Origin of the sequence: Fluviibacterium sp. S390, from assembly GCF_049800695.1 — a bacterium.
In the GTDB taxonomy this organism is placed as follows: Bacteria; Pseudomonadota; Alphaproteobacteria; order Rhodobacterales; family Rhodobacteraceae; genus Meridianimarinicoccus.
The window spans coordinates 1-18,409 of sequence record NZ_JBNAFN010000039.1 but is presented as its reverse complement, the minus strand read 5'-3'; the positions used below and the strand labels follow the sequence as shown (position 1 = coordinate 18,409).

Sequence of the window (18,409 nt, the reverse complement as noted above, 5' to 3'; positions counted from 1 at the left end):
TGACCTGAGACCCAACTCTCCTCCAGATTTTAGGAGAATCCGCGTATTGATTTGTGGCTTCATGCGGCCAGTTTTTGCAACGTGATTTTGGCCACAAATTCGTTGGGCGTGAGATTTCCCAGTGATGAATGGGGCCGGTTTTGATTGTAGTCCTCCTTCCACTTGGTGATCTCTAATCGGGCGTCTGCTAACGACGAGAACAGCGTTTCGTTCAGGCATTCGTCCCGGAAGCTGCCGTTGAAACTTTCAATGAAAGCGTTCTGTGTTGGCTTACCGGGAGCGATGTAGTGCCAGTCAATCTTCGTTTTCTGGCACCATTCGAGCACCGCTGAACTGGTCATCTCTGTTCCATTATCGCTGACAATCGTTGTCGGCATTCCGCGCACCTGAATGATCGCGTCCAACTCACGCACAAGTCGCGCGCCCGACAGCGATGTGTCCGGAATAAGCGCCAAACATTCGCGGCTGAAATCATCCACGACGGCCAAAACACGAAACCTGCGGCCATCTGTGAAGGCGTCCGAAACGAAGTCCAGGCTCCACCGCTGATTGACGGTCTGCGGCACGACCATCGGGCGGCGTGTGCCCAATGCACGCTTGCGCCCGCCCCGTTTGCGCACCTGAAGCCCTTCTTCGCGATATAGTCGCCGTAGCTTCTTCTGGTTCATGCGGACGCCCTGACGCTCAAGCATGATGTGAATGCGCCGGTAGCCAAAGCGCCGACGTTCAGCCGCTATCTCCTTCATGGCCTTGCGCAAGTCAGCATCATCTGGCCGGGTGCTGCGATACCGCACACTCGATCGGTCAACGTCCAACACGTCACACGCCCGCCGCTGGCTGACCCCATGCTCTTCGCACAGGTGACCCACAGCTTTCCGCTTCTCAACGGGCGTTACCACTTTCGCGAGGCGACGTCCTTCAGCATCGCGTTGTCCAACATCTGTTCTGCCAGCAGCTTCTTGAGTTTGGCGTTCTCGTCTTCGAGCGCCTTAAGCTTGCGCGCATCGGACAACTCCAGTCCGCCGAACTTTGATTTGTATTTGTAGAACGACGCTGTGCTGATGCCGTGCTTGCGGCAAACCTCAGCCGTCGGGACGCCGCCTTCCTGCTCTTTGATCATCGCTATGATCTGTTCTTCGCTGAACCGTGACTTCTTCATATTCCGTCTCCAATGCTTGGGACAGATTCTATTCAAAAGTGGAGGAGTTTTAAGGTCTCAGGTCACTTCCAGTTCGGAAAAAGATGATCGGCCCATCCGGTCGGACTCATCTACATGAGAAAAGACAACCTCTTCGATCTCTCGGCGAAAGGCCTTGACTTCGATTTCGTTGGTAAGGCTTTCAAAATAGTTCTGCGGAAGATACTTGACCTTCTCGGGCTTGAGTATGTCAATCTCGGCGTCAAGCCGCTTTTCGGCGTTCTCATCACTCGCCCATATCATTCTGGCTTCGAAGTTCTCGGCAAAACCCTTTCGTCTGAATTTTCTATTCTTGGTGTCGTCAGTAAGAAACGAGAAGTGGTTATTTTGGCGCGACTCGCCGAGAAGTCCCAGGATGTCGGCAATAGCGCTCTTCCCGCTGCCCTTATTTCCGATGATGACCGTCAGTTCGGGGTTTAAGGAAATCGCGACATCTTTGAACCACGAGCCGTTCGCTTCATTGTAATCGGACACTTGGTCCACATGCAGTTCTGTAATGAATCGTGTGGCGTCGCGGTCAAGGCGTTCGAGGACAGTTGGTCGCTCTCCGATATGAACTCGTCCTCTTGGTTCGAAAAGCGTTTGGCGGAGACCGCGAAATGTCAGGTCGGCCTTGATCCAAGTCGCTTCGTATCCTTGTTCGTCACCTGAAAGACGGTCGAGATCATCGAAGCTATGGGCATCCGAACCGGAGTAGACAGGCTTCTTCCTGGCTTTAACGTCTCCTTCGTACCGGTCTTCATCCAAAAAGTAGCTGGAATTCTTGGATGACCCGAAAAAGCCGTGGCTTGCTTTATCAAGCTCGTCTGAAATTGAGAGGCTTCGTGGTGATTTACTGTCAACTCCTCTAAGCCCGTCATTATTTGCGGCGGTCACGATGATATAGGTTGTCTCATCCGGAAAGACCTTAGCAAGTGCCGTTTTAAGCGCCTTGAGACCGACTGTCGCCTGCTTAAAATCAGCCGAGGTTTCTAGGTCTTTACATCGGACCTCTTCGCCACCGTCTCGCGTGATATGGGTGGTGAGGTCGCTTAAAAGCGTGTTGAGTTTGTCGTCCGTCGCCGCCTTGGGGTCGATCAAGACATGGGTGTGCACGTTCCGGCCATCACCGCTGATGGTCTCGGTCAGGCGGAACTCGATATTCGGGATAAAGAGCTTTTTCCCGTCTGGATATGCCTTGTCGTAAGCGGCCTTGGCGTTGCGATAGCCGTCAAACGAGAAATAGTCGGTGATCCCAAAGGCATCAACGGCTGAGCCTTCGAGCTTTTCGACATATGATTTCAGTGTCGCTTCATTAGCCTCGCCAAAGCCATTGGACAGTTTCGTGCCAGGTGCGTGCAAATGCAGATCCCAACGGCGCCAAATCGAACCAACTTTATTGTTCACATTGCTCATCCCGCCTTCCTTTCCACAAGGCGGGCTTGCTGTGGGTCATATACATAGCCTTTGATGCTACCGTCTCGAATGCGTTCAACCGCTTCGTCGATGGCGGCAAATGGAGCCAAGAACCACTCACGCGGCACAACCGGGTTGCCGAAGCGGTCCTTGATCTCGATATCCAAACGGGCGGTGTCAAAAATGCGGTGGATCAAGTTTTCAAGTTTGGTACGGTTGATATTGAAGAGCTCGTAAGTGGCAACAACCTCGACGTCAGCCAACAGGAACGTGGCATCGATCTTGGCGTTTGCGATACGGCGCTCAACTTTTCCACTGGTGACACCGATTTTATGCAGGACATCCCGGTGCTCTTTAACGATCGGCAAATTAGACTTGCTTCGCAGTACATAGATCGTGCCGCTGGCTTCGTCACCGTCGGCAGTGTGGTCTGCAAAGAGTGGTCCGGCACTTGGATCGGTAATCCTTCGACCAGCTTCATCTTTGTGCAATGCGCGCTGAAGCGAGCGCATGAGCATGTTGCTCTCTGTTCCGTTGTCAAAGATCACGCGTAACCGCGCGTCCGTCATTCCCTGAGCCGTGAGGAAGGCCTCGTCCATTTCGGCCACATAGGCCTTCTGACCACCAACTATGAAGAACCGACCAGGTGCAATCTCGGCTTTCTTTTCGAAAGCGCGCGTAGTGCGCAGACCGGTGTCGAGTTCGTTTTGAACTTGCTCAAAAAGAGGCTTGAAGCGATCGAAGTCTTCACACTTTTGGCGGTTGGCGATTTCTTCCGCTGCCTTTTTCTCAGCAGCAGACCGCACATGCCGGAGTTCTGTAATATCAGGTGTTTCTACTTCGACCCCCAGTTCGGCAAGAAGTGCGTCATCGTCTAAGTTGATGTCGGCGTCTGGTGAGATTTCTGTGGCATTTGCCAAGAGGTCTTGGTGATCTAGTGGCTCCAACAATTGCCTACAATCTGGAAGTTCCCGCAAGCGGTCCAACCTGACAGCGTAGATACGCTCAAAAATGTCATTGTTCTCGCCGTGCAGCGGGGCGCGACCTTGCGTTTCAACAAAGCGCTGGATTTCTTCGAAACCTGCAATAACCCGCTCTTCCTGCGGTGTGTGTTTGACGGCTTTCTTGGTTTCGACCTCAATGCCGAGCTCCGCCAGAAGTGCGTCGTCCTCGTCTGTAAACTGCTTAGGCATTTGCTGCCTCCGCTTTCATTCTTGCAAGGTAGGCGACACCTTCCGCCATCCTTTTTTCCCAGGCATCCGGCGAAGTGATGGAAGGAAGACGACCGCGTTCTTGTTTGAACTTCAATGCGCGTTTTGCCAGATCACGCGCTTCTTCGGGGGATAGTTGAACCTTCTTCGCTGAAATGACCGCTGCCACTTGCTTCAGGCTTTCTTCGCTCATCGTCTTAGCGAGAATGGCGTAGGCTTCGCTGAAGGGGTTGATACGATCAATCAAATCGATGTCGAGCTCACGAACATCCATGGCGAACTTGCGCACGCCGTCAATCAAAGCCGTGTTCGCGCTTTTCTCTTCATCATCGTTACCAAGTGCGATTTCCTTCGCTTTCTGCGTCAGGTTGAGAGCCGCAATAGCATGCTGGCGCACAGCTTCCTGATCTTCGTCGTCCAGTTCTGGGAACTTGTCTTTGATGATCTTTCCCATCCGCACCTGCGTCAGTTCTTCCGGCACGAGTTCTTCATCGAACAACCCGCGCTCAATGGTCGGCTTGTCTTGGACAAACGCGGTGATCACCTCGTTAAGGTCTTCCTGACAGATGCGTTCAGCTTCTTTGCTCTTGGGTTCTGCAAGGCCTTTGATCTCAATTTGAAACTGCCCGCTGTCTTCGTTGAACCCGACGTTACACTGATTAGGATCATAGCCACCTTCACCATACTCGAATCCTTCAACCGGACCGCTGTCGGATTTCTTGGGAGTGAAGTTGAAACGCGGGGCAAGAACTTGCTCCATCAACAAGCTTGCAGCGATTGCTTTCAGCGTATCGTTGACGGCTTCTGTCACCGCCTCTTCAGATGCATCGGGTTCCGCGATCAGGTTAGTAAAACGTGCGCGGGATTTTTCGGGCGCGTCGCGTGTAGCGCGTCCGATGATCTGAACGATTTCAGTCAGGCTTGCACGGTAGCCGACGGTCAACGCATGCTCACACCACACCCAGTCGAAGCCTTCTTTGGCCATCCCAAGGGCGATAATGATGTCCACGTGATCCCGGTTATCCTTTTGAGCGGGGTCTTTTAACGCAGCGGAAACACGATCCCGTTTGGTCGGATCGTCATCAACAAGATCGGCAATCTTGAGGACGCGACCATCCGTGGTTTTCACCAACTGAAAGCCTGTCTCCGGATCAGTTCCTTGCCAGTCACCAAGTTCATCAATGATGTGTTCGACTTCCCGGTGCTTGTCCTTGGTGCTTTCGCGCGAATTGACGCTTGGAATGTGAATGATCGTTTTCTCATTAGGATCGAGAACCTTCAGGATGTCGTCAGCGTAGGCACCAGAATAGAAGAAGTAACCGATATCGAGTTGCTTCAGGTATTTGTAGCCGTTCAGCTGCTCGTAGTAGGTGTAAGTGACAGTATCGAACTTGGCCTCATCATGCGGCATGAGCACGGGTTCGGCGTCACCACGGAAATATGATCCGGTCATCGCTACAACATGAACCTTATCGCGCGCGATCAGTTCGGCCAGTTGAGCTCCCAGCTTGTTCTCGGGATTGGCAGATACGTGATGGAATTCGTCAATGGCGATCAGGCAATTGTCGAATGCCTCAATACCGAACTTCTCGACGGCAAAGCGGAACGTGGCATGTGTTGCCACCAAAACTTGATCATCGCTTTCAAGGAACTTGCCGACAGCGCCAACTTTGCCTTCTTCGCCACCGGGCGCGTTGCAGAGGTTCCACTGCGGCTCGACCTGCCAGTCGGTCCAAAAGCCAAACTTCGACAACGGCTCATCGGCAAAGCTTGATCCGATAGATTTCTCGGGAACAGCGATGATGGCCTTGCGCAAACCTTGATTGTGCAGTTTGTCCAGCGCAACAAACATCAAGGCGCGGCTCTTACCAGACGCGGGCGGGGATTTGATTAGAAGGTATTGTTCGCCACGCTTTTCATAGGCGCGCTCCTGCATGGTGCGCATGCCAAGTTCATTCGACTTGGTCGAACCGCCGGTCTGGGCGTAGGTAACGGAAACAGATGGTACATTTTTGTTTGTCATTTTTTTCTTTCTTATCAATCAATGTGCCCATAGCGGCGACCGCTGCCCATAGACATCACGACAGATAGCCGGTCTCCAAAGGTTGCCTCAAAATCAGCGGCTTCGAGAGCGTTCAAAATAAAACTGCCACCCGAGCGCCTGAACACCAAAACCTTGCCATCATAGATGTCAAACCCATGCGTTTCAGGAATTGGAAGGGTGATCTTCTCCATCGAATTGTTCCCAAGCCGGAGGTTTCTTTCGACGGGACCATTCGTTGGAGTCATGAAGTTTATTGGGCCAATTGTAGAATTTAGAGGCAGGTCTTCAGGAGGGTTCATGCCAAAGTAGCGTGACATTCCTCTTGGAAGATCAATCTGGTTTCCGGGCCTACCAAGGCCTCGGTTCCGGGTCACATAACCAGTTTCTATCCAGAAAATGTCCTTCGGCCCTGGAATGCCGTCGTCTTCGGCTGGTTCATGTTCCGACCTAGCAAACGAACGCTTCCATCGATCCTCGTATACATCCAAGATAAGCTCTGCAGGCGTGGCCGCATCCCAAAACTCGTTTGCTACATTCAAACCTTCTTCTGCGATGTTCGCATCACCAGCGTTGGGATCGATTACTGTTGAGGTTCCAGCCTCAACACTTTGCCGCAAGCCATTTGATGAAAAGTTGCCGGAACCCGCAACCACACCGATTTTCCCCTGATCAGGACGCATTAAGAAAGAAGTTTTGGGATGAAAGTCGCGACGGGGTAGAAATCCGGCTTGGTTCACTACCCATGAGCCATCGTGAACCCTTACGGCGGCGTTTGGCTTCTCACATAACGCTCTAATTGCTTGCGGCTGTGTTCGACCATAATCGATACCGAACAACCAACGGGTTGTAGTACCTTCCCAGAATTCACTTCCAAACTCCAAATCGAAAGCTGCAAGACCAGATTGAGTAGCATAGGCGAATAATGATAGAGATTCTGTTGCTTCGACCAAACCTCGAACTCTCCCCAGCTCGGATAGAGTTGTTGTAGAATTCTGCCCCTGTTGGATGAAAATTCCTGTACTCATCTTACCGCCTCTTTTCGCACAGCCTTTGAGTAATACTCGAAGAGTTTCTCAAGGCGTTCGGTATCATTCTTAAAGCGTCGCCCTATATAAATTCTCTCAAGAACTTCATCATTTTTTTCATGCGCGGCACGCAGGTTTTCCGGCATTTTTTCAATGTCATAAAGATCGGCAATGGTGGACGGAAAATGTGCCTCTCTGGCTAGCAGTATTTCCTTAGCACAGCGAGTAAGATCTTCTTTGTTTTTTTCTGTCAGGCTTGGAACAGGGAAAGTGTTCCAACCTAGGGTGTTTGAGTACCTGTAGTCGGTTTTCATCTTGCCGCATACTGTAGCGATCCAAACAGTTTGCAGTGACGAAGATACAATGGCGAAGTTCCACAAAGGAGCGTCATAAATCCCAAATAGCAGATCGCTAATTATTGTGTCGTGATCGAAGATGTCCGCAGGGATGTACCTGCGCCGTTCTGAAGAAACTTTAGCAACGGCAATGGTGTAGAGTTGGGCGACGCCCTGAATTTGGACAAACCTATGAGGTCGGCTGGCAAATGATTGAGTGGAAGGTGCGCGGCTTTCTGCACGCATCTTGCGCACTTTTTCAAGCCGAGGCCCCACGAACTCATGTCGCGCTGCCTCTTCCGCATCGGAATCAGGAATCCAAATGCATCCGCGACGTTTGCCTCTGATCATTTCAGCAGAACCGATGTATTGCTTGAACCAGTGTGTCTGCGAAGGGTATGACGCTCTGCACGAACGCAATTCATCCATCTCAAGGCAAAGATGTCCGCCATCTCTCGGCTGGTTCCCATACAACATTTGAGAAAGGCCATTTGTGGGAGAGGTCTTCGACGACACGACGATGTCAGGTCCTTGGACTAAGTAAGCGTTGATCGAAGAAACTTCTCGCACAGCGGTTTCACCGGGTTCCGTAGTTTCGAACAGATATTTCGAACGGCGAGAGCCATGCTCCACGCCGACGATGGAGACAATTACACCAGCATTGTGGCTCGCCAAGTTCTTCCACTTGAAAGAGGGCTCCGCAAAAATGATGACGGCGCCTAGCTCATTAAGTATTGGCCAAAGAACTGAAACTTGCTGCCCCTGCCACATAGAGTTTGTGGTCACGAAGGCGTAAGGCGCGTGCGAAAACCTATTGTATTCCGCTGCCTTGATAAACCAAGCAGAAACATAATCTACCGCAGCGGATTTGCTTTTGTATTCTTTGAAAATTTGCGCAAGGTCAGCCTTTTGTTCACTGTCCTGCCAAGCTTGCCCGAGGTACGGAGGATTTCCGCAGATATAAGTCTCCCCTCCCTCGTTGTCGAAGTCGATTTGCGCTTGGTCTAGTGGAGTATGAAAAAGATCATCGGCTTGGTACTTAACTCCTGTACCTGTAGGTGGGCAGATGCTAAGCCAATCCAGCTTCAGAGCATTCCCGCAAGTAATCCAGTTTAATGCGTCCAGCGGCAAAAACTCGGCCAATGCTTCTTTTTGACCTCGATAGGTCACGTCACATTGATACTCAGCAATAATTAGTGCCAGTCGGGCGATTTCCGCTGGAAAATCACGCAACTCAATACCACGGCAGTTTGTAAGCGGTATGTCAGTGCGACGATCGGCTTCCCCGCGCCGTTTATTGATTTCTGCCTCGATCGCACGCATTTCCTTGTAAGCGATGACGAGGAAATTCCCTGAACCACATGCAGGATCGAACACCCTGATCTTTGCCATGCGGTTGCGCAGATTAAGAAGTTTCCTCGGGTTGTCGCCAGCCTCTTCCAGCTTCTCGCGCAGGTCGTCCAGAAAGAGCGGATTGAGAACCTTCAGGATGTTCGGAACGCTGGTGTAGTGCATGCCAAGCGCGCCGCGTTCCTCGTCGTCGGCCACCGCCTGGATCATCGAGCCGAAGATGTCAGGGTTGATCCGCGTCCAATCAAGGTTGCCGATGTGCAGAAGGTATGAGCGTGCGATCTTGCTGAAATGCGGCACGTCGGTAGAGCCCGAGAAAAGTCCGCCGTTCACATACGGGAACACATCAGCCCAGCGAGCAATGTTGGCAACCGCGCGGTCGGTGCTTTTTGTGTTCATGGCGCGGAACAGTTCGCTGATCACCTCGTGGGTGTTGGAACTGTTCGTCTCGCTCATGGTCTCGATGGTGCTGGTGAAGAGGTCTGGCTTCGCGAAGATTTCGGTGTCTTCGGCGAAGAAGCAGAAGATAAGACGCGCCATGAAGTGGTTCATGTCATGGCGACGTTCAGCCGTACCCCAATCCGGATTGGTCTTCAGCAGCTCAACATACAGACGGTTCAAGCGACCTGTCGCCTTGATGTCGAACGAGCTCTCGCGGATTTGCTTGACGGTGGAGATGCCAGCGAGGGGCAGGAAGAACCCAAAATGGTCTGGGAACTCGGCGTAGTCACATACGATGACTTCGCCTGTGTTCAGGTCTTCGGCGTGGAACTCCGAACCGTCAGTCGCCAGAACAAACTTGGCCTTGGCCCGGCTGGTCGTGGGGCTGTTTTTCAGTGCCGCCAATGCCTCACCAACGCTACCCGGCTCGCTGACTTTTATGTGGATGTTGCTTGTTTGAAGAACGCCGCCAACGTCGGACTTGTTCGACGTGCCAGACCGCAGCCGTTTCATGGTCGTCGGCTTGTTTCCAAAGGCTTCAAGAAAAGCGAAAGGGAACTCGGCAGCATCGAAAGGCTGCTCGGCAAGTGCGGAAATGGCTTCTTCAATTTCGACGGCGTTCAAGTGCTCGGGCTCCCAAGTTTTTTACTGACTTTAGCAACTTGGATAGCGGTCTGCACCCTGAGAAACACAAGATATGGAATTATCCACACCGGCAAGCTGATCCTCAGCGATACGCCTCCAACCTGCGAAAGGTTGGCGTGATTCATCTGCGCAAAGATGGCGGCATCCAATCCGCGTAGGGTTGGTCTGGGTTCCAAGGGGCACGAAGGCTCTTTGGTCGATGGGAAGGTTCCAAGGAAGGGTAGCACGAATGCTCCCTTCCTGGTCTCCATGAAATGGTCATGGGGGTATTGGGGGTAGCAGGAACGCTCCCCTGATTGGTGATGCAACGGCCACACGGTGCGAGTGGTTTCAAGGGGCGCGATAGCCCCTTGATCGATGGGTGCAGGGAGAGCGAAGTCTCCCGCGAGTGTTTGACCGGCGATACGGTCTGCTGGCTCTGAAGTGGGTTCAATGCCCTGAAAGAGCCACCAGCCGGGGGGATGCAACGGGGGCGCGCAGCGGGCCACCTTGCCAAGATGGTTTTGTTCAAAATTTTCAATTTTGTACTACAAAACACATCTTGCGGCTGCGCGGATTTCAACCGCTTGCGTGAATTTCGAACTCGTTTCCAGGGCACCTGAAAACTCATGCACAAGGTTTGAAACTATCGGACGGAAGAGTCGATCGTACGCTCGATTCAATTTCGATCGTACAGAAGAAACGGCACCGGCCAGTTGCAATAACTGGCCGGTGCCGTTGGCTCATTTCGATTGGATCGTACGACCGGGACGCGAGAGCCCCGGTCGATACCGTCTTACCACCAGGAGTCGTAGAAGACGGTTTTTCCGTCGCCGATAGCTAAACGAGCTTTGGCGATGAACTCAAGATCGCCTGCTCGATCTTCGTCGCAGGATTGGCCGAAGAAGAAACCGCTGGTTTCCGGGAGGTCTTGGTTGCGAATGGCATTTTCGAGGCGGTCGAGGTCTTCCAGCGTCAGGGTGACGGTGACGCAGTTGAAGCAATCTGATGCGCCGCCTTTGCTGTAGTAGAGTTCTTCCATCCAGCCGTGCAGGTCAGGATGTTTCCGCCAGTAGTGCAATTCGTTGGCTTCCTCAGGTTTGAAATCCACTTCCGTTTCGAGTGTTTCGGTGGTTGTTGATGCATACATATCAAGTCCCATGTGTCGCTCCTTTTGTTAGGGTGTTGATCGTCCCGAAGGACGCGGAGCGACGAGCAGCGGGAAAGAACCGCACGGTCATGGCCAACACGGCGGCGCAGCCGGTGGTGCGGGCAGGCCATTGACGGGGTGGTGCCCGCTGCCAGAAACGCGTCATACCCTTCGGCCATTCAACACCCGAAAGAGCGAAACTGCGGGACTGCCGAGATGCGTCTGACCGTCGGAGAAACCTCAACGTGAGGGAAAAACAACGACCTGGAAGACGCCATGCCTCAAGTGATAAAGGTGGAATTAATCCTGCATTACTAGCGGCCAAACAGCACGGAAACGGAAAACAGGCGTCTGTCTGCGGCCTTCGAGCTGCGCAATGCGTCCGCCAAAGAAACGAGTGAACTGACATCGAGTGTCGTTCCCTCAGCGGCATGCGCCCTCAAGACTTCGGGCAACTCTTGACGACAAGCAACAACGGCAAACAGGCTCGGGCCTGTATCCCGTAACTCCTGCATGTAGGCATACGACCCATCGGGGTGAAAACCAGGCAAATGGACTTGGCCGGATTTGGCATCCAAGCTCAACGGCACAGGCCCCCACTGTGTGTTGGTGTTTTGAAGTGCGAACACATTGAAAAGATGAAGATCGCGTTCAACGACCAAACGAAACCTCTCACCGATCCTCAAATGATACTGTTGATCCCCGCGCGGCGCGAAGTCGGTTTCGATCATTTGGCCGGAGGTTTCGGTCGTACGATAAAGAGCGAATGCGGATTGTTCGGCTTCGGTTTCCAACAGCGAACGAAACGAGTGTCCGGAAAACTGACGCAACTCTGTCTCCAGCCAAGACGGTGGAGCCAAAAGCAGATCGCTCATTTTGGGATCTTCAGCGTCAATGCCGATGGCGTCTGCGAAAACTCTGGCCAAAGCCTGGAAGCTTCGACTTGGAACATTGTCGGGATCAACGCTAGGCGTTCCGTCGGCCCACGACAGAATGGTTTTGGGGCGCTTGCCAAGTTTTTCAGCAATCTCATCTATCGAGTTGTAAATGCCGTAGGTCACAAGCAATTTGAACTTCTGACGCAGGCCCGGAACTTTGACGCCCATGATTCACCTCTTTGAGGGGCTTTGCAGCGTTACCCCCAATTTATCCAACTCCACGGCGAAAACTCTGTTCGAACACGCTTTTGGTTTTGTATTTGCCAAGCTGTTTCCTCGGCAATCCTTTCGGCAAATCCATCGTCGAAAACGCTGCCCGGCAGAAGGCCTATTTGATCAAGCGCACGCATTGATTCATCAAGGCGATCATCGAAGCAACGTTCAAAATCTTCTCGATCGATAGGCCATTTTGAAATGGCAGCAGCAAGGATCATATCGTGCAAACAATGAGCCCGAACCAGTGGGTGCGGGTGTGAGCTTTTCAGGTCAAGACGATCTCGCGCGCCGGTCACATAGCAGAAAAACGCAAATAGAGCGGCCACCACAGTTGCCAACAGGTTTGGCAACGCTGTTTCCGTTTCACCCAGGAATGCTTCCAGTTCAGCTCGCGAAGATCGAAAATGCAAAAGCTCTTCGATGAGACTCATCAAAAGCGTGGCAGCAACGGCATCTGCATCCAGCTCCCATGCCTGCCGGACTTCATCCGTGATCTTGCTCGGTCGTGCGACCGAAACCAACTCCGCGATCTCGTCTTCGCCGTCGAGTTCGTGAAGCGCGTCCGCATGGCCAGCAACCACGTGTCCGATCTCATGACAGAAGATGAAAAAACTGCACATATCGGCAAGCGTTAACGCAGCGAAGGAACGCTCTTTGGTGAGGGCTACTTGCCATGTCGCCCGGTTTCCAAAATCGAGCGGGTCAGCGATTGCTGGAAGTATTTCGTCGGTTGCGAGAACGTCGCCATGATCGAGATTAGGCAGCATCTCCTCATGGGATAGCAGTGCCCCGAAGAGGATCATCATGAGCAAGGGTACAGAGTTGTTGATTTCGATCGCGTAGAAGTCTTCGGCCTTACGAACCCGCGCATTGAAAATGTCAGCTTCAACAAAATGGCAGGAGATCGGCAACCGACCTTCGCCGTAGGCCTTCATCGTACTTGTGGCAACTACGTCAGCACGCCGGAGCAATACCTCATATTCTTGTCGTACGGACGGATCGCTCAGACGATCAAGATCGAATTTCCGCAACAATTCATCCTTCATCCATACAACCGACTGCGAACCATAGAGAATCTACGTTCGCACTTGCCCATGTTCATCCGGTTTTTCGGGTCGTTTCCAGAGAAAACCCGGATTCAGGGAACCCCTTTTTCTTCAAGAAGGACAGGCAACCACCGGTCGCGCTGCGCCGGTTTGAAGAAAGCCAAGGCAAGAAAATGGGTTCCAAACCTGAAAAACCAATCAGTCTCGATGATGCGTTCAAGGGTGACGAAGCCCTTTCGATCGTACGACCGAATGACGAGGGAAAGGCTCTGACGGAAAAGGCCTACGAAGATTTGGTCTTCGCCATGCGTTTCTTCAACGAGCGCCTGTTTGGAGGGGAGCTCTCGGATTGCATTTTCAGTTTCGGACGTTTGCGGCATGTACTTGGCTACTTCTGCCCCGATCGGTTCGAAAACCAAAACGGCGATCTGGCACATGAGATCAGCCTGAACCCAGCCCACTTGAAAGCCCGAGGCGACCGAGACGCGCTGTCCACACTTGTTCACGAGATGGTTCACCTCTGGCGGCATGATCATGGCCCGCTAAACGCGCGGGGCGGCAAAGGCTCGCGCGGCTATCACGACAAAGTCTGGGCGGCGAAAATGATCGAAGTCGGTCTGATGCCTGTCAGCTTCGATCAACCTGGTAAAATGACCGGCTACCGTGTGAGCCACGAGATCATCGAAGGTGGGCAGTTCGATCTGGATTGCAGCGAACTTCTGGCGGGCGGGTTTCAGATCAACTGGCATGACCGGCCCCATCTTCCCGAGCCGGAAGATGATCCTGAAGCGGGTGACGATACGGCCCCAGCCAAACCCAAGAAGAAAAAAGACCGCGTGAAGTTCACCTGTCCGGACTGCGGCCTGAATGCCTGGGCGAAACCTTCCGCGAAACTCGTCTGCGGTTCATGCGGTCTGACACTGATTTCTCAAAGCTGAAATGGAGTAACGATATGTCAGCACGCAAACGCTCTTCCAACACCCGGCAGACCCAGCAGCCGAAACTCAGGCATGAACGCCCGAAAGGCAGGAGCTTTGAGGAAACAGCGCTTCTTGTCCTTGGCCTGCTTGCTGCGGTCATGCTCGGAATTTCGCTGTTCACGCTGAACACCGAAACCGGCCCGCTGGCCAACCTAAAAGTCCTGTTGATTACCGTATCCGCCAGCTTCGCCGCCTACGGGATCAACAAAGTCAGTGTCGAAAAGCTGGCTCCGCGCGCCGCACTCGGGTTTCGAATTGCTGGCTTCGTTGCTTTGACCGGGATGAGCGTTTCGGGCGCGGGAATGTTTATCGGGTCGTTTTCGGGGATGGTCTATCCGGATGTCCAGTTGCGAGTTCTGGACGAAGCGGGACAAGAGCAGACCAACTTCATCCGCGTGGTCAACGATGCGGCCCTTGTCTCAGCGCGCGTTGCTCCCGTCGTGCAGGGTCTAGCCGACGAGATCGAAACGACAACCGCGTGTGAAATCGCCACATCGTGCTTGTCCCGCCAAGGAAATGGCGGACGCGGCGATATCGCCATCGCCCTTGAAGGTTTTGCCGCACAGGCGCGCTCGGTCGCCTCGGCCTTCGAGCGCGGTACGTTTGAACGCGAACAACTGCTGGCAGACTTAAATGACCTGAATGGTGAGTATCAGGACATTTTAGCTGATACTGATCGATCAATCATGGCGCGGCGAGCGGCGCTTCAGGTGCTCCACAGTGAGATGACCCAAATGGCGTCGGCTCTGCGGGAAGCGCTACCCTTGGCCTTGCTGACGAGCTTCGCAGATGAGCTGCATACGGGCACCTCCATCGCTGGAAACGCGGCGGGCACGCAGCGCCTGAACGCCTTCCTGAGAGGCCTCGGTGATCAGTTGGAGGACGCGCTTGGCGATATCGAAGGTCATGAACTGACGCCGCCGACCTTCCCGGCTCGCCCCGGCATGCTCGATAGCCTTCGGTTCATTGCAGACTTTGCCGCCATTGCCGCCGTCATAGCGGTAGCGGAGCTATGCCTGCCGATGGCGCTCTTCGTCACAACCTATCTCACGCTCGTCTGGGAAATCGAGAAGCGTTCTCCACCACGCGACGAAAACGATGATGACGATCCGGATTTCGACGGCCTGATTGACCTGTCGCCGGTTCCCGGTCACGCCAACGGCGCGCTCGGTCAGGGGCAAGATCATTCTTCGACCTCGCGGGGTCGGAAATGACGGCCAAATCAACGAAATATGCTTGGGTTCCCCGCTTTTTGCGGGGGACGGTCTTCACGGCGCTGGGTGCTATAGCACTTGGCGGCGCGTCAATCCTCGTCCTGTGGGACGCCGATTTTTACGCCGTGCGTGAGAAATTCGAGCATCTGAAACTGGCGTTCTTCGGTGAATGGCAACCTCGGAACTGGTGTCCGCCTGGGCGCGATACCGCGAACTGCGAACAAGTCAGCGAGTTCGTTTCCGCTCTTGAAGACGCCGAAAACTTCAACTTTTTCCGCAGCCTTCCGATCGAAGGAACCGATTTAGTCGTCATCACCGGTGTCGCGTTCACGTCGGCATTGGATGTGGTTGCGGAAGCGCCGTCCCATTTGTGGTGCTACATCAATGATGGCTCTGGTGCGGTCTCCCGCCGGATCACTTTGGCGCAAATGCGAGCCGGACACCCCCCGCAATTCACTGATTTTGAAGGCCTTAGCGGTTCCGAGACGCAGGCACTGCCGTTGCGCGCTGATCGCCTTGCTGCGCTTGCCCAGAGCCACTGCCAATTCACCGAAATCGACCCTTCATCACAATAGGAGACCCTCTATGACCGTCGATGCCTCAACACTTCCCGTCAGTCCCACGATGATCCTCGCCGTCGCCGCCATTGCCGGTGTATCTGCGTTTGTCACCGGTCCCGAAATCGCCCGCCGTGAAATCGCGCGGTCCGATTGGGGCACAACGTGTGAATCTGAGCTTCGCGCTGATCTCGAAGCAACGCGCGCGCCGCGCCAGGTCATACCGCGCGGCACAGATTGCAGCTCAACGGTTGGCCTTTTTTATCCGGAGCTGCGTGAACTCTGCTATCGGTTTGGCAATCCCGATCCTGCGGCTCCGGCCAGAGAAGCTGAACGGCGTGCCCGTGAAGCGGAGGAAGAACGTATACGCCGCGCGGCGTCGCGGTCTGGTTCGCGCTGCGAATGTGCCGAGACGGTCTACATTGAAGAAGAGAGAATTTCGCTTGCGCTGTATGCGGCGAGCGGACGTTTGATCACACCGTCTTCGATCGAGAACCGACACGCAGCCTTGTCCCGCGCGCTGAATGCGCCTGCCTGCAATTTCGGACAGGAGGGTTGAGCCATGCTGTTTAGCCCGGTCACGGTCAAAGAGAATGAAGTAGAAACCCGCAACGACAACTATCGGCTGGAGAACCTGACTGTCGTTTCTGCAAGACGCCAGTTGCTGGGTGCCGGTTTAATGATCGCAATAGCACTCGCTGGGTTTGGGTTGGCCTTTGCCGATATCCTGTGGCCAGGAGAAAAAATCGGGATAGCACTCGCCTGTGGTCTCAGTCTTTACGTGGGTTTTTCCATTGGACGGTTGCGGTTCCATAGCCGCGATCTGCACGGTTCCGAACTCTCCGGTGTGGTCTGGGGCACCTATCGCTCCCTGAGCCGCAAACGCCGGGAGATCGCTGCCGCTGTCCGCGCGGCAAAGTCGGTGGACAAGTCATGAGCTTGGGCAAGACTCCAACGGCCTCCGTCCTAACAGTCAACGGGCACTTCTTTCAGGCCTTCTTGCTTGGCGCGTTTGCTTGGTGGCTTTGGCCATCGTCTCCCGAATGGTGGGGCTTTGGGCTGCTCAGCATCATCCTTGGTGTTGGGGCATTTGGCAAAACCATCGAAGCACTACGCGCGATGGTGAAAATCTATGGTCGCGAGAAAGAACTCGCCCGCCTTGCCGCGACGAGCCGCGCCCCCGATCCGTCCGATCTTGCCGATGAGAGTGCGCTGAAAAATGCGGGGATGATCGATGACTAAAAAGGTCAAACGTCTCCTTGGTATCAGCGCCGTCGATGGCAAAGCGATCTACGCCCCAAAGCACTCGCATAGTCTGTTGCTGTCGGCTGCCGGGGGCGGCAAGACCAGTTGTGGGGCCATGCCTTGGCTATTGTCGCTCCTGCCCGACCGGAACCGGGCGATCATCGTCAATGACTGTAAGGACGGTGAAATCGCCGCACAGGCCGCCGAAATGTGCGCACGATATGGACGCAAGGTCGCGATCATCGACGATTTTGGTGTTCTGGGGGATGACAACCCTTATCGCGTATCACTCACGCCGTTCGGCAGTCTGCGAGCGGCATACGAAGAGCAGAATGGCGAATTGGTTTTTGCCATCGACAACGCAAACCACGCGCTCATTCCCGAGCCGCCGAACGACGCAAAAAACCAGTATTTTCGCGACGAACCGCGCACGCTGCAAGAATTCTGCGAGAACGAACTTTTAAGCTGTGACCCCCGCCTGGCAGTGCCGGGTGGGGTATGGTCCATGTTGGCAGATCAAGATGTGTTGCTCAGCGCTGCGCGCATCGCCGCTGAAGAAGGCGATGAAGTACGAAAGGCGCTGGGTGCGCATGTACTCGACATGCAAGAAAACAACAAAGAGCATTGGGGGCAGCATCGAGCCGCTGCCTTGAAATCCTTGAGAATTTATGGGGCTGGAAGCCCGCTCCATCGTGCCGGTCGTGATGCAGTCCTTGCCCACGAAGACCTTCTCAGAGAACGCTACATTGTCTTCATCGTCGGTCCACAGCGGCACATGGCGCGCCTTGGTCCACATTATGCCCTGCACCTTCAATCGTTCATCGATGTTGTCCTGTCGAGGCAGAGAATTCCTGTGGATTTCATCCTTGATGAGTCAACGAACGCTCCGCTTAGGGTCAGGACTCGTTCTTGTCTCAAAGCCAGAACATGACGGTTGCGGCCAATGCGATGGCTGAGAGGAAGACTTTTGGGCATCGGTCGTAGCGAGTGGCCACACGCCGCCAGTCTTTCAGTCTTCCGAACATGATCTCGATGCGGTTGCGGCGCTTGTATCGACGCTTGTCATACTTGATGGCTGTCTTGCGCTGCTTTCGGCCGGGGATACAGGCTCGTATCCCCTTGTCTTTCAATGCTTCTCTGAACCAGTCTGCGTCATAGCCCCGGTCCCCGAGCAGCCACTCGGCATTCGGCAGGCTGCTCACCAATGCCCGTGCGCCGATGTAATCGCTCACCTGCCCGGCGGTGACGAAGAGATTGATTGGTCGCCCCAGGCTGTCGCAGACGGCGTGCAGCTTTGTATTCATACCGCCCTTGGTTCGGCCGATCAGGCGGCCACGCCCCCCTTTTTAACGCCCAGGCTGGACGCGGTGCGGTGTGCCTTCAGATACGTCGCGTCGATCATCACGGTCTTTTCTTCACTGTGTTCGGCGGCCAGCCCAG

The 18,409-nt window shown here is 54.0% G+C and carries 15 protein-coding genes and 2 pseudogenes; 7 read left to right on the top strand and 10 right to left on the bottom strand.

All coding sequences use genetic code 11. From position 1 onward, the window contains the following. Positions 1-59: 59 nt before the first annotated feature. The 9 genes and pseudogenes from ACP15K_RS19440 to ACP15K_RS19400 all read right to left on the bottom strand — a co-directional run bounded on the left by ACP15K_RS19440 (position 60) and on the right by ACP15K_RS19400 (position 12,862). A protein-coding gene (locus ACP15K_RS19440) for an IS3 family transposase (protein WP_424991362.1) occupies positions 60-1,159 on the bottom strand; the annotation gives its coding sequence in 2 pieces (ribosomal slippage) (positions 60-908 and positions 911-1,159; 1,098 coding nt in all). A 66-nt stretch (positions 1,160-1,225) separates the two neighbouring features. After that, a pseudogene (locus ACP15K_RS19435) lies at positions 1,226-2,593 on the bottom strand (TrlF family ATPase); the annotation flags it as partial. Next, positions 2,590-3,786 (bottom strand): GIY-YIG nuclease family protein, encoded by a 1,197-nt coding sequence (locus ACP15K_RS19430; RefSeq protein ID WP_424991361.1) that lies wholly within the window; start codon positions 3,784-3,786, stop codon positions 2,590-2,592. The gene ACP15K_RS19430 and the pseudogene ACP15K_RS19435, both read right to left, overlap by 4 nt. Then, positions 3,779-5,827: a pseudomurein-binding repeat-containing protein gene (locus ACP15K_RS19425; protein ID WP_424991360.1), complete on the bottom strand. Its 2,049-nt coding sequence runs from the start codon at positions 5,825-5,827 to the stop codon at positions 3,779-3,781. Before ACP15K_RS19425 ends, ACP15K_RS19430 begins: the two co-directional genes overlap by 8 nt. Positions 5,828-5,841: 14 nt before the next feature. Next, a complete protein-coding gene (locus tag ACP15K_RS19420) occupies positions 5,842-6,873 on the bottom strand; it encodes a hypothetical protein (RefSeq protein WP_424991359.1) in 1,032 nt (343 codons plus the stop codon). Beyond that, positions 6,870-9,623 (bottom strand): class I SAM-dependent DNA methyltransferase, encoded by a 2,754-nt coding sequence (locus ACP15K_RS19415; protein WP_424991358.1) that lies wholly within the window; start codon positions 9,621-9,623, stop codon positions 6,870-6,872. The genes ACP15K_RS19420 and ACP15K_RS19415 overlap by 4 nt, the downstream gene beginning before the upstream one ends. A 796-nt stretch (positions 9,624-10,419) precedes the next feature. Continuing rightward, positions 10,420-10,785 (bottom strand): phosphoglycerate kinase, encoded by a 366-nt coding sequence (locus tag ACP15K_RS19410; RefSeq protein ID WP_424991357.1) that lies wholly within the window; start codon positions 10,783-10,785, stop codon positions 10,420-10,422. A gap of 302 nt (positions 10,786-11,087) precedes the next feature. Beyond that, on the bottom strand, positions 11,088-11,879 hold the full coding sequence (locus ACP15K_RS19405; RefSeq protein ID WP_424991356.1) for a hypothetical protein: 792 nt from the start codon (positions 11,877-11,879) through the stop codon (positions 11,088-11,090). Positions 11,880-11,908: 29 nt separating this feature from the next. Then, on the bottom strand, positions 11,909-12,862 hold the full coding sequence (locus tag ACP15K_RS19400; protein ID WP_424991355.1) for a hypothetical protein: 954 nt from the start codon (positions 12,860-12,862) through the stop codon (positions 11,909-11,911). A 5-nt stretch (positions 12,863-12,867) separates the two neighbouring features. Here ACP15K_RS19400 and ACP15K_RS19395 point away from each other — a divergent pair, with 5 nt between their 5' ends. From ACP15K_RS19395 to ACP15K_RS19365, 7 genes are read left to right on the top strand one after another with little or no spacing between them, the layout of a single operon-like run. After that, entirely contained in the window at positions 12,868-13,911 is a 1,044-nt protein-coding gene (locus tag ACP15K_RS19395) for a SprT-like domain-containing protein (protein WP_424991354.1), read from the top strand. Beyond that, positions 13,881-15,167, top strand: a complete 1,287-nt coding sequence (locus ACP15K_RS19390; protein ID WP_424991353.1) for a hypothetical protein — start codon at positions 13,881-13,883, stop codon at positions 15,165-15,167. The genes ACP15K_RS19395 and ACP15K_RS19390 overlap by 31 nt, the downstream gene beginning before the upstream one ends. Further along, positions 15,164-15,742 carry a hypothetical protein gene (locus ACP15K_RS19385; RefSeq protein WP_424991352.1) on the top strand — a complete coding sequence of 193 codons (579 nt, stop codon included), beginning with the start codon at positions 15,164-15,166 and terminating at the stop codon, positions 15,740-15,742. Before ACP15K_RS19390 ends, ACP15K_RS19385 begins: the two co-directional genes overlap by 4 nt. A 10-nt stretch (positions 15,743-15,752) precedes the next feature. After that, positions 15,753-16,283 (top strand): hypothetical protein, encoded by a 531-nt coding sequence (locus ACP15K_RS19380; RefSeq protein ID WP_424991351.1) that lies wholly within the window; start codon positions 15,753-15,755, stop codon positions 16,281-16,283. A 3-nt stretch (positions 16,284-16,286) separates the two neighbouring features. Continuing rightward, positions 16,287-16,661 (top strand): hypothetical protein, encoded by a 375-nt coding sequence (locus ACP15K_RS19375; protein WP_424991350.1) that lies wholly within the window; start codon positions 16,287-16,289, stop codon positions 16,659-16,661. Then, positions 16,658-16,966, top strand: coding sequence for a hypothetical protein (locus tag ACP15K_RS19370; RefSeq protein ID WP_424991349.1), 309 nt, complete (start codon positions 16,658-16,660; stop codon positions 16,964-16,966). Before ACP15K_RS19375 ends, ACP15K_RS19370 begins: the two co-directional genes overlap by 4 nt. Further along, on the top strand, positions 16,959-17,900 hold the full coding sequence (locus ACP15K_RS19365; RefSeq protein WP_424991348.1) for a hypothetical protein: 942 nt from the start codon (positions 16,959-16,961) through the stop codon (positions 17,898-17,900). Before ACP15K_RS19370 ends, ACP15K_RS19365 begins: the two co-directional genes overlap by 8 nt. Here the strand turns inward: ACP15K_RS19365 and ACP15K_RS19360 are convergent. Then, positions 17,884-18,409, bottom strand: a pseudogene (locus ACP15K_RS19360) (IS5 family transposase); the annotation flags it as partial. The gene ACP15K_RS19365 and the pseudogene ACP15K_RS19360 overlap by 17 nt on opposite strands.

Excerpts from the sequence above, each read along its gene's own strand:
- ACP15K_RS19430 (WP_424991361.1), bottom strand. The coding sequence starts at position 3,786 with ATGCCTAAGCAGTTTACAGACGAGGACGACGCACTTCTGGCGGAGCTC.
- ACP15K_RS19425 (WP_424991360.1), bottom strand. The coding sequence starts at position 5,827 with ATGACAAACAAAAATGTACCATCTGTTTCCGTTACCTACGCCCAGACC.
- ACP15K_RS19420 (WP_424991359.1), bottom strand. The coding sequence starts at position 6,873 with ATGAGTACAGGAATTTTCATCCAACAGGGGCAGAATTCTACAACAACT.
- ACP15K_RS19410 (WP_424991357.1), bottom strand. The coding sequence starts at position 10,785 with ATGGGACTTGATATGTATGCATCAACAACCACCGAAACACTCGAAACG.
- ACP15K_RS19405 (WP_424991356.1), bottom strand. The coding sequence starts at position 11,879 with ATGGGCGTCAAAGTTCCGGGCCTGCGTCAGAAGTTCAAATTGCTTGTG.
- ACP15K_RS19400 (WP_424991355.1), bottom strand. The coding sequence starts at position 12,862 with ATGAAGGCCTACGGCGAAGGTCGGTTGCCGATCTCCTGCCATTTTGTT.
- ACP15K_RS19390 (WP_424991353.1), top strand. The coding sequence starts at position 13,881 with ATGCGGTCTGACACTGATTTCTCAAAGCTGAAATGGAGTAACGATATG.
- ACP15K_RS19385 (WP_424991352.1), top strand. The coding sequence starts at position 15,164 with ATGACGGCCAAATCAACGAAATATGCTTGGGTTCCCCGCTTTTTGCGG.
- ACP15K_RS19380 (WP_424991351.1), top strand. The coding sequence starts at position 15,753 with ATGACCGTCGATGCCTCAACACTTCCCGTCAGTCCCACGATGATCCTC.
- ACP15K_RS19375 (WP_424991350.1), top strand. The coding sequence starts at position 16,287 with ATGCTGTTTAGCCCGGTCACGGTCAAAGAGAATGAAGTAGAAACCCGC.
- ACP15K_RS19370 (WP_424991349.1), top strand. The coding sequence starts at position 16,658 with ATGAGCTTGGGCAAGACTCCAACGGCCTCCGTCCTAACAGTCAACGGG.
- ACP15K_RS19365 (WP_424991348.1), top strand. The coding sequence starts at position 16,959 with ATGACTAAAAAGGTCAAACGTCTCCTTGGTATCAGCGCCGTCGATGGC.